Annotated in this window: 13 protein-coding genes; 6 read left to right on the top strand and 7 right to left on the bottom strand. The window is 70.1% G+C overall.

What is annotated here, in order from left to right; all coding sequences use genetic code 11:
* Positions 1–80: 80 nt before the first annotated feature.
* Complete coding sequence (locus QZ271_RS09680) at positions 81–1313, top strand: class I SAM-dependent RNA methyltransferase (protein WP_291430922.1); 1233 nt, start codon at positions 81–83, stop codon at positions 1311–1313.
* Between the two features lie 339 nt (positions 1314–1652).
* Complete coding sequence (locus QZ271_RS09675) at positions 1653–2081, top strand: hypothetical protein (protein WP_291430920.1); 429 nt, start codon at positions 1653–1655, stop codon at positions 2079–2081.
* A gap of 13 nt (positions 2082–2094) precedes the next feature.
* Here the strand turns inward: QZ271_RS09675 and QZ271_RS09670 are convergent, their stop codons facing one another.
* Both QZ271_RS09670 and QZ271_RS09665 read right to left on the bottom strand, forming a co-directional pair.
* The gene (locus QZ271_RS09670) at positions 2095–2949 is read right to left on the bottom strand and encodes an HAD family hydrolase (protein ID WP_291430918.1); all 855 of its coding nucleotides are present in this window, start codon (positions 2947–2949) and stop codon (positions 2095–2097) included.
* A gap of 27 nt (positions 2950–2976) precedes the next feature.
* Positions 2977–3360: a 4'-phosphopantetheinyl transferase superfamily protein gene (locus QZ271_RS09665; RefSeq protein ID WP_291430916.1), complete on the bottom strand. Its 384-nt coding sequence runs from the start codon at positions 3358–3360 to the stop codon at positions 2977–2979.
* Positions 3361–3480: 120 nt separating this feature from the next.
* Between QZ271_RS09665 and QZ271_RS09660 the strand changes: the two genes are divergently transcribed.
* Entirely contained in the window at positions 3481–4194 is a 714-nt protein-coding gene (locus tag QZ271_RS09660) for a HepT-like ribonuclease domain-containing protein (RefSeq protein ID WP_291430914.1), read from the top strand.
* 450 nt (positions 4195–4644) lie between these two features.
* Here the strand turns inward: QZ271_RS09660 and QZ271_RS09655 are convergent, their stop codons facing one another.
* Positions 4645–5628, bottom strand: coding sequence for an aldo/keto reductase (locus tag QZ271_RS09655; RefSeq protein WP_291430912.1), 984 nt, complete (start codon positions 5626–5628; stop codon positions 4645–4647).
* A gap of 175 nt (positions 5629–5803) precedes the next feature.
* Positions 5804–6187, bottom strand: a complete 384-nt coding sequence (locus QZ271_RS09650) for a RidA family protein (protein ID WP_291430910.1) — start codon at positions 6185–6187, stop codon at positions 5804–5806.
* Positions 6188–6360: 173 nt separating this feature from the next.
* On the opposite strand from QZ271_RS09650, the gene QZ271_RS09645 reads away from it, so the two are divergent.
* The gene (locus QZ271_RS09645; protein WP_291430908.1) at positions 6361–7305 is read left to right on the top strand and encodes an aldo/keto reductase family protein; all 945 of its coding nucleotides are present in this window, start codon (positions 6361–6363) and stop codon (positions 7303–7305) included.
* 156 nt (positions 7306–7461) lie between these two features.
* Here QZ271_RS09645 and QZ271_RS09640 read toward each other — a convergent pair whose 3' ends face one another.
* Positions 7462–9150, bottom strand: coding sequence for a diguanylate cyclase (locus QZ271_RS09640; RefSeq protein ID WP_291430907.1), 1689 nt, complete (start codon positions 9148–9150; stop codon positions 7462–7464).
* A gap of 243 nt (positions 9151–9393) precedes the next feature.
* Between QZ271_RS09640 and QZ271_RS09635 the strand changes: the two genes are divergently transcribed.
* Both QZ271_RS09635 and QZ271_RS09630 read left to right on the top strand, forming a co-directional pair.
* On the top strand, positions 9394–10374 hold the full coding sequence (locus tag QZ271_RS09635) for an ABC transporter ATP-binding protein (RefSeq protein ID WP_291430905.1): 981 nt from the start codon (positions 9394–9396) through the stop codon (positions 10372–10374).
* On the top strand, positions 10367–11239 hold the full coding sequence (locus tag QZ271_RS09630) for an ABC transporter permease (RefSeq protein ID WP_291430903.1): 873 nt from the start codon (positions 10367–10369) through the stop codon (positions 11237–11239). The genes QZ271_RS09635 and QZ271_RS09630 overlap by 8 nt, the downstream gene beginning before the upstream one ends.
* A gap of 98 nt (positions 11240–11337) precedes the next feature.
* Here QZ271_RS09630 and QZ271_RS09625 read toward each other — a convergent pair whose 3' ends face one another.
* Together QZ271_RS09625 and QZ271_RS09620 are read right to left on the bottom strand one after the other, a co-directional pair.
* Positions 11338–12690 (bottom strand): hypothetical protein, encoded by a 1353-nt coding sequence (locus QZ271_RS09625; RefSeq protein ID WP_291430901.1) that lies wholly within the window; start codon positions 12688–12690, stop codon positions 11338–11340.
* Between the two features lie 314 nt (positions 12691–13004).
* Positions 13005–13670: VWA domain-containing protein (locus QZ271_RS09620; protein WP_291430899.1), on the bottom strand; the 666-nt coding region annotated here is incomplete at its 5' end.

Here is a 13670-nt window from a genome sequence, read left to right as displayed (position 1 = left end):
ACGTCCGTTCTGGGTGGGGTCGGGGCGCAACGTGACCTGGAGGCGGTGGAGCGGACACCGGACGCGCTACCCTGTACGTTATGTCGGACGCTTTACTTACGCTGGAAATCGAGAAACTTGTTGCGGGGGGGCTGGGGCTCGCCCGGGATGAGTCCGGCGTGGTGCTGGTTCGCGGGGCGCTGCCCGGCGAGCAGGTCACGGCCCGCGTGCGCGCCGGGAAGGGCGTGCGCCAGGGCCAGACGGTCGAGGTACTGCGCCGCAGTCCCGCCCGCGTGGACGGCCCGGAACTGCCCACCGCCGACCTGGCGCACGCCACGTACGAGGCGCAACTGGACTTCAAGCGCGCCTTCGTGCAGGAGGCCCTGAGCCGCATCGCGAAGGTGCAGCACGGCGTGGCCGCCACCGTCCCCAGCCCCGAGGCGTGGGGGTACCGCAACACCGCGCAGTACCTCGTGACGCCCGCTGGTCTGGCGTACCGTGAGCGGCGCGGCAGCGACCCGCTTGTCGTGCAGAAAGACCCGCTGGTCATGCCGCAGATTCAGGCGGTCATGGACCGCACCGACCCCACGCTGCTGGACCCCGCCACCGAGGTCGCCTTCCGCGCCAGTCGCCTGACCGGCGAGGTCGTTGCCGCGCTGATCGGGCCGGGCGAGACCCGCCAGTACCTGCGCGCCAGCGACCACCTGATGGAGGCCGGCGTGGTCGGCGTGTCCCTGGCGCAACCCGCCGGGAAACGCTTCAGCGCCGGCGTGCGCCTGATCGCCGGGGAAAGCGAGATCCGCGAGCAGTTCGGGCAGGTGCAGGTCAGCGTGTCCGCCACGGGCTTCGCGCAGGTGAACCCGCAGGCCGCCGGACTGGCCTACGAACGGGCCGCCGAACTGGCCGGTAAAGGCGAGCACGCCGTGGACCTGTACGGGGGGGCTGGCGCGATCGGCCGTCACCTGGCCCCGAACTTCCGCCGCGTGACCGTGCTGGACGCCGCGCCCGAGGCCCTTGCGCGTGGCCGTCAGGACGTGGCGGTCAGCGGCGAGAGCAACGTCACCTTCCGTAGCGGCGACGCCGCCCGTTTCAGCGAACTGGGGACCGACGTGATCGTCGTGGACCCGCCCCGCGCCGGACTGGAAGAGGGCGCGCGTGAGCACATCAACGCCAGCACCGCTGACCGCCTCGTGTACGTGTCCTGCGACCCGGCCACCTGGGCGCGCGATGTGGGTGACCTGGTGCGGCGCGGCTGGAAACTCGCTGAAGTCATCCCGCACGACTTTTACCCGCAGACCAGTCACGTGGAGATCGTCAGCGTCCTGAACCGCTGAGCGGATAAGGACTCTGGTTAAGCGGCCTGCAAAGAGGTTCACGCCGAGCGGACGCGGAGAGCTGGCGCCGCAGGGTGATCAGGCGGGAAGCGGGCTGTCGGGCGTGGCGTGGGCCACCCGGCAGACTCCCGTGAACCAAACAGCCCGTAAACCAAACAGCCCTCGAACCAAGCAGATGAAGGCCGGAGCACGGGCTCTGCGCGCCGCCTGCCCTCCGTGCGCCGGAAGGGAGCGGCGCGGCACTGTTGAACCGCTCGGCCCGCCCGCGCACCTTCATGAAGAAACGAATGCGGGACGGTGCCCGCTGCGCGCGGCGCCGCGTGCGCTAACCTGCGCCGCGTGATTCACCGTCCGTTGCCTGCCTCCGCCCCGCCCGTCGCCCTGATCCTGATCCTGCTGCTCACCGCCTGCCAGGACCGCGAGGCCCGCGCGCAGAACGCCGATCTGACCCGCCGCGTCGAGACGCTGGAACGGCAACTGAACGCCGTGCAGACCGTGCAGCAGAAAGACCCGTTGACCGACGCGGGCCGCGTGACCACCCGGGCCGCCGCGCAGAACTGCGCGAACAGCCTGACCCGCGAACTCGAAACGTTCCGTCAGAACAGCATCGACCGTCTGTACCCCACGGCCGCCCAGCTGGACTTGCCGGGCGCCTGCGTGGACCTGCGCGTGAACTGGCTTCGGCAGGACACGGCGCGGTACACCTTCACGGTCACGGACGGCCAGGGGCGCGAACTGGCCCGCCAGACCAGCCAGGGCGGCTCCTGATACGGAGTTCGTATCACTCTGAAGGAGCACTCGCGGCCGCGTTCCCTGGTGCGCGGCGCAGGTCCGGCAGTTGCTCGATCACGGCCGCCACGCCGTCCCGGTCGTTGCTCAGGGTCAGCTCGTCGGCCGCCGCCTGCACCTCCGGCCCGGCGTTCCCCATCGCCACGCCACGTCCGGCCCAGGCGAGCATCTCGGTGTCGTTCCGTTCATCCCCGAAGGCCAGCACGTCGCTGCGCGCCACGCCCAGGTGCGCGCACAGCCGCTCCAGGCCCCAGGCTTTACTGACCCCGGCGGCCAGGACCTCCAGGAACGGCGCGCCGCTGTGCGTGACCGTGAAGCCCGGCAGCTTCAGGGCCTGCACCTGCTCCAGCAGTTCGGGTGGCGACAGGGTCGGGTGCCGCACGATGAACTTCAGGCTGGGCGCGGCCAGCACGTCCTCCAGCGGGAACGCTCGCAGGCCGCGCGGCTCCCGCTGGTGATCCGTGAACGACGTCAGCGCCACGTACCCCTGCTGCGCCACGAACACCTCGCCGCCCGCCCGCACCGACGCGAACACCACGCCCGGCACCCGCGCTGCCAGCGCCCCGGCCAGTGCCCGCTGCGCCGCGACCGGCAGGTGCTGCGCGAACAGCGCTTCGCCCGTGCCCAGGTGCAGGGCGTGCGCGCCGTTCCCGCACACCGCCCACCCCGTGAACCCCGCCGCCCGCGCGATCAGCGTCAGCCCGCGCGGTTGCCGCGCCGTGACCGGCACCACCCACAGTCCGGCGGCGCGGGCCGAGTCCAGCGCCGCGCGGGTCCGGGCGCTCACGCTGCCGTCACCTTGCAGCAGGGTTCCGTCGAGGTCCGTGGCGATCAGGCGAACAGGCATACGCGGCAGTATCGCGTGACCGGCGGGTCAGCGCCCTTCGAGAATCACCACGGCCGACGCGTGCTCGCGGGTGTGCGTGAGCGTCAGGTGCGCCGCCCAGCCCTGCTCGCGCATGTGCTGCGCGATGTGCGGCGCGAATTCAAGGTGCGGGCGCGCGAACGGGAAGGGACCGCCGGGGGTGGCCGTGCGTTCCACCCACACGTCCCGCCAGCCGTGAGGGCGTGGCCAGACCTTCTGAAAGGCTTCCTTGGCCGCGAACCGCGCCGCGAGGCTGGGGGCCGGGTCGCTCAGGCGCGCGCAGTACGCGAGTTCCGTGGGCGTGAACAGCTTCTCGGCCCGCTGACCCTCGCGCTCCAGCATGCGCCGGATGCGGCCAATCTCGATCAGGTCGTGGCCCACGGCGATAATCACAGGGACTCCGGGCGACGGGGGGGCCACTCCACTCCGGTCCGGGCGAACGAAACAGACGGAATCCGCATCACGCGTTCAGGATACGGTCCCCACGTGCCGGGACGCCGTAGTATGGGCGGAATGAACGCTGTCCCGCCGCTGTTTCCCGATGTTCGCCTTGAAACAGTCGCCGGGCGCCTGCGGGAAGTCCAGGCGCAGTGGGAGGCGCTGGGTGTCACGCGTGTGCGGGTGTTCGGGTCGGTCGCGCGCGGCGAGGCGGGCGAGGCCAGCGATATCGACCTGCTGATCGACTTCGCACCCGGCGAGGCGCGCGGGCTGCTGGACCTGATGCGCGTGCGCGAGGTGTGCGAGCGCGCCCTGTCGCGCCGGGTGGACGTGGTCACGGAGGCGGCCCTGCGCCCCCCACTGCGCGGCGATATTCTGGCCGACGCGGTGGACGTGACGCAGGTGCCGGACTCGGTTCCCCGCTCGCACCGCGACAAACACTGGCGCTGGCGGGTGTTCGACCTGCTGCGCGCCATCGACCGCGTGACGGCCTTCACGGACGCTCACACCCTCAACTCCTTCGAGCGCGACGAACTGGCGCAGGACGCCGTGCTGCACGGACTGGCGCGGCTGGGCGAAACCACCAAGTTCATTCCGCAGTCCGTGCAGGACACCAACCCCCACCTGCCGTGGGCGCTGCTGCGTGATGTTCGCAACCTCGTTTCACACGATTACTTTGGGATCGAGGTGGCGCTCGTGTGGCACACGGCGCGCGTGGAACTTCCGGCCCTGCGCCCCGCCTTTCAGACCCTAGCGGACGGCGAGGCCGCCTCCGGGGTCAGTTCGTAGGAATACCGGCAACCACGGCCGAGCGGAAGACGCGTCAACCTTCACACCCCGGTGGGAGCCCCCGATGGGGAAATTTCACATTTCTGCCGTGCCAGGTTCTACCATCCGCTCATGAACAGCCGCGTCCTGACCGATTCCACCAGTGACCTGGAGGCCGGTCCATTCATCACCAGCCCAGGTAGCGGGTTGCCCACTTCATGCCCGACAGGCCTCTTTGCTCCTTCTCATACGGATTCCGATTGATTTGGTGCAGTTCCGAATCAATCCGAGCGAATGCGAGTAGGAACAACAGACGCCCCTTCGCGGTATGGAGCCGCAGGCGGTGTCTTCCCGACTGTGGCGGAATGGAGCGGAATCCGTATCGCTCTGCGGCGCAGCTCTGCAAGTCCGCTCGGATGGAACGTCTCCTGCAAGCTAATTAATTGGAGTCTGCATGAGCGGCTTTCCGGGTCAGGTCCAGGGCAGCGCGGCGCGCTCCTGCCAGTACGTGCGGGCGTCCAGCGCCAGTTCCGGCAGGGCGTCCGCTGGCACCGTAACGCGCAGCGCCGCCAGATTCTGCGCCAACTGTTCGCAGGTTCCCGCGCCGCTCAGGACTACGTCCGCCCAGGGTTGCGCCAGGACCGCCGCGAGCGCCGCCGCGTCCGGCGTGACGCCCAGGTCTGCCGCCAGCGCGGCCAAGGGGGCGGGCACGTCCCCGCGCCCGCTCAGGCCCCGCGCGCTCAGGCGGCCGTTCGCCACGCCTTCCTTCACCACGACCGCCCACCCCTCGGCGTGCGCCCCGGCCAGCGCCGCGCCCGCCGACGGGTCCAGCAGGTTCCAGGTGGCCTGCACGGCACTCAGGGGATTCACGCCGTCCACCTGCACGTCCAGCGCCCGCCGGATCGTGTCCGCCTGCGCCACGCCGCTGGTGCTCAGGCCCACCCGCATGCCCCCCGCCGCCAGTTCCGCCAGCCGCGCCAGCACCTCTGGGTTGTCCAGCACGCCCGACTCCAGCGTCGCCGAGTGAATCAGGTACAGCGCCGGGGGAGCCCCCAACGCCGAGAGCGTCTGCGGCCACTGCCGGTCCAGCGTGGCCCGGTCGTGCGTCTTGACCTCATGCACGGGCGCGTCCGGCTGCCAGTCCGCCACGTACGTGTACCCCCACTTGCTGCCCAGCACGGCGTCCCGGTGCCCGCGCGCCTGCACCCACCCGCCCAGGAACTCCTCGGCCCGCCCGTAACTGCGCGCCGCGTCGAAGTACCGCACGCCCGCCGCGTACGCCTCATCCAGCACCGCCCACGTCTGCGCCCGCATGCCCCCCACCGACCGGTCCGGCAGGTCGCGCGCGTGCCCCAGATTGATGTACCCCGGGCGGCCCAGCGCCGCCAGCCCCAGCCCAAGTCGGGACGCACCAGCGGCAACGAGACGGACAGAACCGGACAGGGAAGAGGTCATGCGTCCATTGTCGCTGCCCACCGCCCTGAGCCCGCGTTCTACCGATTCCGACCAGATGACTTGCCAGGCCATCTGGTCAGAGTCGGACGCGAGGAGGAGCAGGGCGGGCTACCGGGAGTGGAGTTGCCAACCCTGTGATGTTCCGGGGTATAAACCAAGCAGACGGCAGTCCGTATTACCCGCCGATAACGGCTTCCGCCTCGATTTCCACGAGGTGCAGCGGGTCGATTAGGGCGGCGACCTGCACCATGGTCGTGGCGGGGCGGATGTCACCGAACACCTCGCCGTGCGCGCGGCCCACCTCTTCCCAGCGGCTGATGTCGGTCAGGTAGATGCGGGTGCGAACCACGTCGGACAGCTGCGCGCCGGCCGTTTCGAGGGCGGTGCGGATAATGCCCAGGGCCGCGAGGGTCTGCTCGGCGGGGTCGCCCTCGCCGACGACCTCGCCGTTCACGGTGGCGGTCGTGCCGCTGACCTGCACGGTGTTCCCGATCTTCACGGCGCGCGAGTATCCGATCTGCGCTTCCCAGGGGCTGCCACTGCTGATGTTCTGACGCATGACCCAGCGTAAACGGCCCGGCGCGCGGCGCGCAGCCCCGTCGTCTGACCCGGCCTGTGCCGCGCCGCGTGACAGGCGGGGCGTTCCACACCTCCGGTGCATTGTGCTGAGTGTCTCTTTATGCGGGTTTCACCTGACGGCCGACCGATGCTTTATCCGATAAAGTATCCCGCATGGAATACCGGAACCTCGGCAAGAGCGGTCTGAAGGTCAGCGAAGTCGCCCTGGGCGGCTGGGAAACGTACGGCGTCGGCGTGAACGAGCAGCAGATGGTGCGCGACATCGTCACCGCCGCGTACGACGGTGGCGTGAATTTCTTCGACCAGGCCGACATCTACGCCAGGGGACGTAGCGAGGAACTGATGGGCAACGTGCTGCGTGAACTGCCGCGCCACACGCTGGTCATCAGCTCCAAGGTGTACTGGCCCATGAGTGACGAAGTGAACGACCGTGGCCTGAGCCGCAAGCATATCCTGCACAGCATCGACGGCAGCCTGAAACGCCTGGGCACCGACCACCTCGACGTGTACTTCGCGCACCGCTACGACCCCGACGTGCCCATGGAAGAGATCGTCATGGCCTTCGATCAGGTCATCCGTGACGGCAAGGCCCTGTACTGGGGCACCAGTATGTGGCCCGCCGCACGCATCGCCCAGGCGGTCGAGTTTGCCCGCGCGAGCGGCCTGCACGCGCCCATCACCGAGCAGCCCGAGTACTCCATGATCCGCCGCGACCGCGTCGAGAAAGAAATCCTGCCGTACACCGAGACGGCCGGCGTGGGCCTGGTCGTCTGGAGCCCGCTCGCCATGGGCCTGCTGACCGGCAAGTACGACGACGGCAAACCCGAGGGCGCGCGCCTGACCGAGAAGGAAAACTGGGGTAAGAACTTCCTGACCGACGAGAACATCCAGAAGGTCCGCGATCTGAAGGCGGTCGCCGACAACCTGAACATCACCCGCGCGCAACTGGCGCTCGCCTGGATTCTGCGGCAAAAGGGCGTGAGCAGCGTGATCACGGGGGCCACGAAGGTCCATCAGATCGAGGACACCGTGAAGGCTGCCGGCGTGCGCCTGAGCAGCGACGTGATCGAGCAGATCGAGACCATCCTGACCCGCTGAGTCAGGATGATTGGGTGCAGTTCCGATTGAGTCCCGGCCGGATGCCAGCAGGAACAATGGCCGCTCCTGGGCGGAATGAAGCGGAATCCGTATGCTCTTCCTCCTCGCGTCCGCCCGGTTTGATTCAGGCTTGAACCGAATCAACCGGAATCGGTTTCAGTCGCTGGGTGGGTACACGCGGTTGCGGCCAGCGCGTTTGGCGCGGTACAGGTGCTCGTCGGCCTGCGTGAGAGCCTCGCTCAGGCGTTCGCCTGGTTCGACGGCGTACCCGACGCTGGCGGTCAGCTTCGTCCCGGGCAGCAGCGCGGACCAGTCGTGATCGGCCACGGCGCGGCGGCATGCTTCGGCCAGCGCGTGGGCCTGCGTGGCGTTCGCGACGGGGGTGACCAGTACGAACTCCTCGCCGCCGTAGCGGGCCAGTAGTGCCTGCGGCCTGCGGGTCAGCTGAGCGCGCAGCAGGCCAGCCACACCCCGCAGTGCCTGATCCCCGCCCGCATGAGAGTGCCGCTCATTCACGCGTTTAAAGTGATCGATGTCCAGAAACAGTGTGGCCAGCAGGTCCGTGCTGTTTTCAGTCATGGCGAGCAGGCCTTCTTCCAGGCCCCGGCGGTTGAGCAGTCCGGTCAGTGTGTCCTGGCGGGCCAGGGTTTCAGCGTGCCGGAGGCGGTCCTGCCAGGAACTGGCGTCCCGCCGGGCCTGTTGCAGATCCTGGGCCAGGGACAGGTGCCGCTGGGCAGCCATGTTCACGCGCTTCAGGGCCTCCTGGGTGTCTTGCAAGGCGTCGCGGGTCACCTGCAGGGCCTGCGCGAACTGCCCGGCGCGTTCGTGCAGGGCGGCCATGGCCCGCAGGATCACCTGCGTGTCCCGGTGTCGTTTCTGGCTGCGCACCAGGGTCAGCGCCTGCTGGTAGTGCGCCAGCGCGGCGGCCGGGTTGCCCTGCGCCTCGTACAGTTCGGCGCGGCACATGGGTACATCGATGTACAGCTGCTGGTCGAAGTCGCTACTCATGGCGGCAGCCCGGTCGGCGGCCTGCTGCGCGCCGCTTAGGTTACCCAGCAGCAGGTGCAGGGCGCTTTCGTGAGCGTGGCATATCATCTCGATGCTTGGGTCGGGAAGGGTGCGCAGGGAGGCCGTGGCGGCGCGCAGCACAGTCAGGCCCTGGCGGGCTGCCTGCTCTACTGCTTCCGGGCGGCCCCGCTCGCGGGCGCGGCGGGCCAGGAGCACGTAGGCAGCCGCGCGGTTTTCATGCAGGTAGTTGTTCTGGTCATGGATGATGTTGGTGTCACTCAGCGTATGAATGTGCTCTTCGAGCAGGTTCAGCTGGTGCAGCGCCTCGTCGGGGTTGCCCGTGCTGTTCGCCAGCCATCCCAGGTTAATGAGGGCGTTCCCGATGTCGACCGGGTGGCCTTCTTGCCGCGCGATGCTCAGGGCTTCTTGCAGGTCCTGCCGGGCGCTGTTCGTGTCGCCGATCAGCACCTGCGCCAGGGCGCGCACGTTCACCACTGAGGACAGCAGGTGACTCAGTCCGTGCTCGTGAATCAGTTCGGTGGCGCGCGCCACGCTCTCCTGCGAGCGGTCCGGCTGGTTCAGGTGCGCCGCCACGAAGCCCAGCCCGATGAGTGCCAGGACTGCTTCCTCCGGGGCGCTGGCCTGCATGGCGAAGTTCAGGGCCGCCTGGCCCAGCTGCTGCGCGGCGTGCATGGACGACTGCCGCGCGAAGCGGGCGATGGCCACCAGCGTGCGCGCCCTTTCCCGGTCGCTGGCCGAATCGTGCCACTGCGCAAGCAGCTCCGGCGGGAGAGCCGTGGGCAGTCCCGGGAGGCCAGGAGCGAGTGGGGCGGACATGACAGGCATTCTTCCTGATTGTGCAGCGGAATATCAAGATTTCATGAAGTTGCCCCGCTGGCCCCCCCCATCACCCCCAGCGAGCGAGAGCGGAGCAGGGACGGCGGCGGCACAGACGCAACGCGGCCGCCGCACCAGACCAGGTCCCATGAGGCGGACAGGGCCGCAGCCGGAACGCGCCCCAGCAGGAGCGGGCCGGGCCTTCCGCAGAAAGACTGACGATTCGGTTGGCGGCGCGCGCCTATGCTGAGCCGCGTGAACGCCATAGAAACGCAGGAGTTACGCAAGGAATACCGGGGCCGGGCCGTGGTGGAGAGCCTGACCCTGACCGTCCCGCCGGGCGAGGTGTTCGGATTCCTCGGCCCGAACGGCGCGGGTAAGAGCACCACCGTGAAGATGCTCCTGGGTCTCGTGCACCCCAGCGCCGGGCGCGTGCAGGTTCTCGGTGGCAGTCCGCACGACCCGGCCGTGCGGGAGCGCCTGGGGTTCCTGCCCGAACAGTTCCGCTTTCAGACCTGGATGACCGCCGAGGAATTCCTGCGTTTTCACGGGCGGCTGGCGGGCCTGAAGGCCGCCGAACTGAGGGCCCGCATCCCGCAGGTGCTGGAGACCGTGGGCCTGGGCGGGCGCGGCGGTGAGAACCTGGGCGGGTACTCCAAGGGCATGTTGCAGCGTGCCGGGCTGGCCGGAGCGATCCTGGCCCGCCCACAACTGGTGTTCCTGGATGAACCGACCAGCGCCCTGGACCCGATCGGGCGGGTCGAGGTACGCGAGATCATCGAGCGGCTGCGCGGCGAGGGCACGGCCGTGTTCCTGAACTCGCACCTGCTGTCGGAAGTCGAGCAGGTGTGCGACCGCGTGGCGTTCGTGAAACAGGGCCGCGTGCTGCGGCAGGGCAGCATGCGCGAACTGATGGGCGGCGTCCTGCCGCTGGACGTGCGCGTGGATCACCTGCCACCGGGCCTGCTGGACACCCTGGCGGGTCTCGGCGAACTGCGTCACACCGACACGAACACGCCGGGCCGCACCGACGTGGAACTGTGGCTGGACCACGAGGACACCATTCCGGCCGTCGCCAGCGCCATTCACGCCGCCGGCGCCCGCCTGTACGCCCTGAAGGCGCGCCGCCCGGACCTGGAAACCATGTTCCTGGACCTGATCGAGGACACCCCGGACAGCAGCGCCCGCACCGCCCGCCTGGGCCAGGGGGCCGCCCGTGCGTAACGCCCTGCTGATCGCGGAACTCTCACTGCGCGAGGCGATCCGTAAGCGCCTCGTGAGCGTGCTGCTGCTGCTGACCGCGCTGTTCCTGGGCTTCTACCTGTACGGCATCGTGCGGCTGGAAGGGACCCTGGACCAGCGGTCGCTGGACGCCGGACTGGACGGCCGCAGCCTGAACGGCGCGTCGAACCTGCCCGTCATCTACTCGGCCATGTTCGGCATGTACCTCGTGTACTTCCTGGGGTCCCTGATGGCCGTGCTGTCCACGGTGGGGGCCGTCAGCGGCGACATCGAGAACGGTGTGATGCAGAGCGTCATCGCGCGGCCCATCAGCCGCGCGCAACTCGTCCTGGGCCGCTGGCTGGGGTTCAGCGCCGTGAACCTCGGTTACGTGGCGCTGCTCAGCGCTGGACTGCTCGGCGGCGTGTACGCCATCACCGGGTACCTGCCGCCCGCCCCGCTGGCCGCAACCGGCCTGATCCTGCTGTCCACGCTGCTGCTGACCGCCCTGACCGTGCTGGGCAGCACGCTGTTCACCACGCTCGCCAACGGCATCGGCGTGTTCGTGCTGTACGGCGTGGGCTTCACGGGCGGCATCCTGGGGTCCATCGGTGCGTTCGCCGATACGCCCACCCTGACTACCCTGGGCCGCGCCGCGAACGCCCTGATGCCCACCAACGCCCTGTGGTTGGGCGCCAGTTACCACCTGCAACCCGCGGTGGCCCTCCAGATCAGCGAGGCCTCACGCGGCGCGAATCCCTTCTTCGCCAACGCCCCCATCGCGGCCGGACTGGTCGTCTGGGCCGCCGTGCTGGCTGTGCTGGCTGTCCTGGCCGCCATGTACCGCTTCAGCCGCCGCGACCTGTAGCGCCGAGGGGTTGATGGTTGAAAGTCGATGGTTGATGGAGGCGGCGATTCCCTCCATCAACCATCAACCTTTGACCATCACCGGCTGCCAACGGTTGGTTAGCGGATCTGTCCGAGCTGGCCGCCCGTTTCGAACCAGAGGGTGCCGCCCGGCGCGGCGCTCAGGGCGCGGGGGCCTCCGCCGGGCACGGCAGGCAGGTTGATGGTGACGGCGCGGATGTCGCCCGGCCCGGCGCGCAGCAGGTCGCCGCGCTCGGTATCGGCCGCCCAGACGGTCCCGTCGGGGGCCACGGCGACCTCACCTGCGCGGGCGCCGGTGGGCAGGGTCACGCTGCGCTGCTTGCCACTGACCGGGTCGAGGTTCCACAGGCTGCCGGTGCGGGATTCCGTGAACCACAGCGTGCCGTCCGGCGCGGCGTTCAGGCTGACGGGGACGCTCACGCCGGGCGTGCCGACCGGGAACGCACGCGACTGACCGCCGAGCAGCTCCACCTGCACGACTGCCGGGGCGTCGCCGCGCCGCGTGAAGTACAGCAGGCCGTCTGGGCCCAGCGCCGCGCTGTCCGGCGGGCCGTCCGTGGGCAGGCGGCTGAGCGCGCCGCCCACCGGGTCGAGCAGCAGGACCTGCGGTTGACCGTACGCCGTGAACGCCACGCGGCCGTCCGGGAGGACCAGCAGGTTATTGAGCGTCTCGACCGTGCCTGCCATGAAGCGCTGCGTGCGGCCGTCCGCGCCGCGCCGCAGCAGGAAACTGCCCTCGGCACTCACGCCGCGCACCGCCACCCAGGCGTCTGCGCCGCTCACGGCGTGACTGGTGATGGTCTCGAACCCCGTGACCGGGAAGGCCAGGGGCGCGAAGGTGGCGTCCGCAGCGTCGAAACGTATCAGGCTATGCCGCGAGGCCTCGTCGGCGCTGGCGGGCGCGCGCAGCAGCACCTGCTGCCCCTGCGTGCGGGCGGCGCTGGCCAGGTAGGGAGTGCCCGCCGGGATGGAGTGCGCCGCGCTGCCCAGCACGGTGACGGTCACGGCCTGCCGCTGCGTGCCGGCCGTCACGGTCAGCTGCGCCGAGCCGCCAGACGCGAGGGCCACGCCGCCCAGCGTGACAGGCAGAAGCGTGTCGCCGCCACTGGCGACCGGGGTGCCCACGCTCAGCTGCGTCCCGGGCTGCCCGGCCGCGAGGGCCGCGCCCACACCGGCCGGTGACACGCCCCGCACGCGCAGGCTGCCGCTGTGCGCGAAGGCGCCCACCACCGCCGCGTCCTCCACGCTGACCACCAGCGCGCCCGGCGTGACGTTCCCGCCCGCGCCGGGTGTCCCGCTGCCACCGGCAGGTCTGGCTGTCCCGCCGCAGGAGGCCAGCAGCGACGCCGCCAGCAGCAGCGCCGGGGTGCGCCAGCCGCGCGCGGGCCGCTGCGGGGAACGGGTGGGGAGGGTGGTGAGGGATCGCGTCATGCCCGGATTTCAGCACGCCGCGCCTTGCAAGACCCTTACGGACCCATACGGATTCCGATTGAAGGAGCTGCAAAGACCGTTCAACCCGACCGGCACGAGTGATACGGATTCCGATTGATTCGCTGCACTTATGAATCAATCCGAGCGGACGCGAGTGGGAACAAGGTACGGATTGGGCGGTATGGAGTCGCAGGCGGCGCTTGTTCGACTGTGGTGGAATGGAGCGGCAGTCCGTATGGGGGCAACGTGGGCTGCCGGGCGCGGAGTTCCCGGCGCATGGGCAGGGTGGGAAACAGGCGACAGTCCGGACACCCTCAGCGGCGGGCGGTGTTCAGGCGGCGCGGGAGGGCGTGCAGGTCGGCCACGCTGGCCACGGGCAGCAGCGCGTTCAGGAACGGCAGGGCCGCCAGGATGGCCCGCTGCACCGGCCGGTAGCCCGGCAGGGCCGCCAGGGGCGAGAGCCACACGACCTGCCCCGCCTGGGCGCGCAGGTCCCGCAGCGCCCGGCTGACGAGTGCAGGCTCGCCGGTATCCAGCCCGTCACTGAGGATCAGGACCAGCGTGTCGCGGTTCACGCGGGCGCGTTCCTCACGCGCCAACCGCAGCAGGTTCTCGCCGATGCGGGTGCCGCCGCCCCAGGCTTCCCCCAGGTCCGGGAGGCTCAGGGGCACGCCCGGGGCGGCCCGGCGCAGCGCAGGCGTCAGGCGGGCCAGGCCGGTACTGAAGGCGTAGACCTCTACCCGCCGCGAGCGCAGGTGCAGCGCCTGCGCGAACCGCAGGAGCAGCGTGGCGTCCCCGCCCATCGAGCGGCTCCCGTCGATCACCAGCAGGAAGCGTGGCGCCCGGCGTGGGCGGCCCAGCCAGCGCAGCAGCGTGGCGTCCCCGGCGGTGCGGGCGGCGGCGCGCAGGGTGCGGCGGGCGTCCAGTTTCGGCCCCCGCTGGGCTTGCGGTTTCAGGCGGCGCGCGCGGCCCAGTTGCAG

Source organism: Deinococcus sp. (genome assembly GCF_018260555.1).
In the GTDB taxonomy this organism is placed as follows: Bacteria; Deinococcota; Deinococci; order Deinococcales; family Deinococcaceae; genus Deinococcus.
This window is presented reverse-complemented; position numbering and strand designations above follow the sequence as displayed.

Bases quoted from the DNA above. Each gene is read 5' to 3' on its own strand.
- QZ271_RS09680 (WP_291430922.1), top strand. From the start codon at position 81: ATGTCGGACGCTTTACTTACGCTGGAAATCGAGAAACTTGTTGCGGGG.
- QZ271_RS09670 (WP_291430918.1), bottom strand. From the start codon at position 2,949: ATGCCTGTTCGCCTGATCGCCACGGACCTCGACGGAACCCTGCTGCAA.
- QZ271_RS09660 (WP_291430914.1), top strand. From the start codon at position 3,481: ATGAACGCTGTCCCGCCGCTGTTTCCCGATGTTCGCCTTGAAACAGTC.
- QZ271_RS09655 (WP_291430912.1), bottom strand. From the start codon at position 5,628: ATGACCTCTTCCCTGTCCGGTTCTGTCCGTCTCGTTGCCGCTGGTGCG.
- QZ271_RS09650 (WP_291430910.1), bottom strand. From the start codon at position 6,187: ATGCGTCAGAACATCAGCAGTGGCAGCCCCTGGGAAGCGCAGATCGGA.
- QZ271_RS09645 (WP_291430908.1), top strand. From the start codon at position 6,361: ATGGAATACCGGAACCTCGGCAAGAGCGGTCTGAAGGTCAGCGAAGTC.
- QZ271_RS09640 (WP_291430907.1), bottom strand. From the start codon at position 9,150: ATGTCCGCCCCACTCGCTCCTGGCCTCCCGGGACTGCCCACGGCTCTC.
- QZ271_RS09635 (WP_291430905.1), top strand. From the start codon at position 9,394: ATGCTGAGCCGCGTGAACGCCATAGAAACGCAGGAGTTACGCAAGGAA.
- QZ271_RS09625 (WP_291430901.1), bottom strand. From the start codon at position 12,690: ATGACGCGATCCCTCACCACCCTCCCCACCCGTTCCCCGCAGCGGCCC.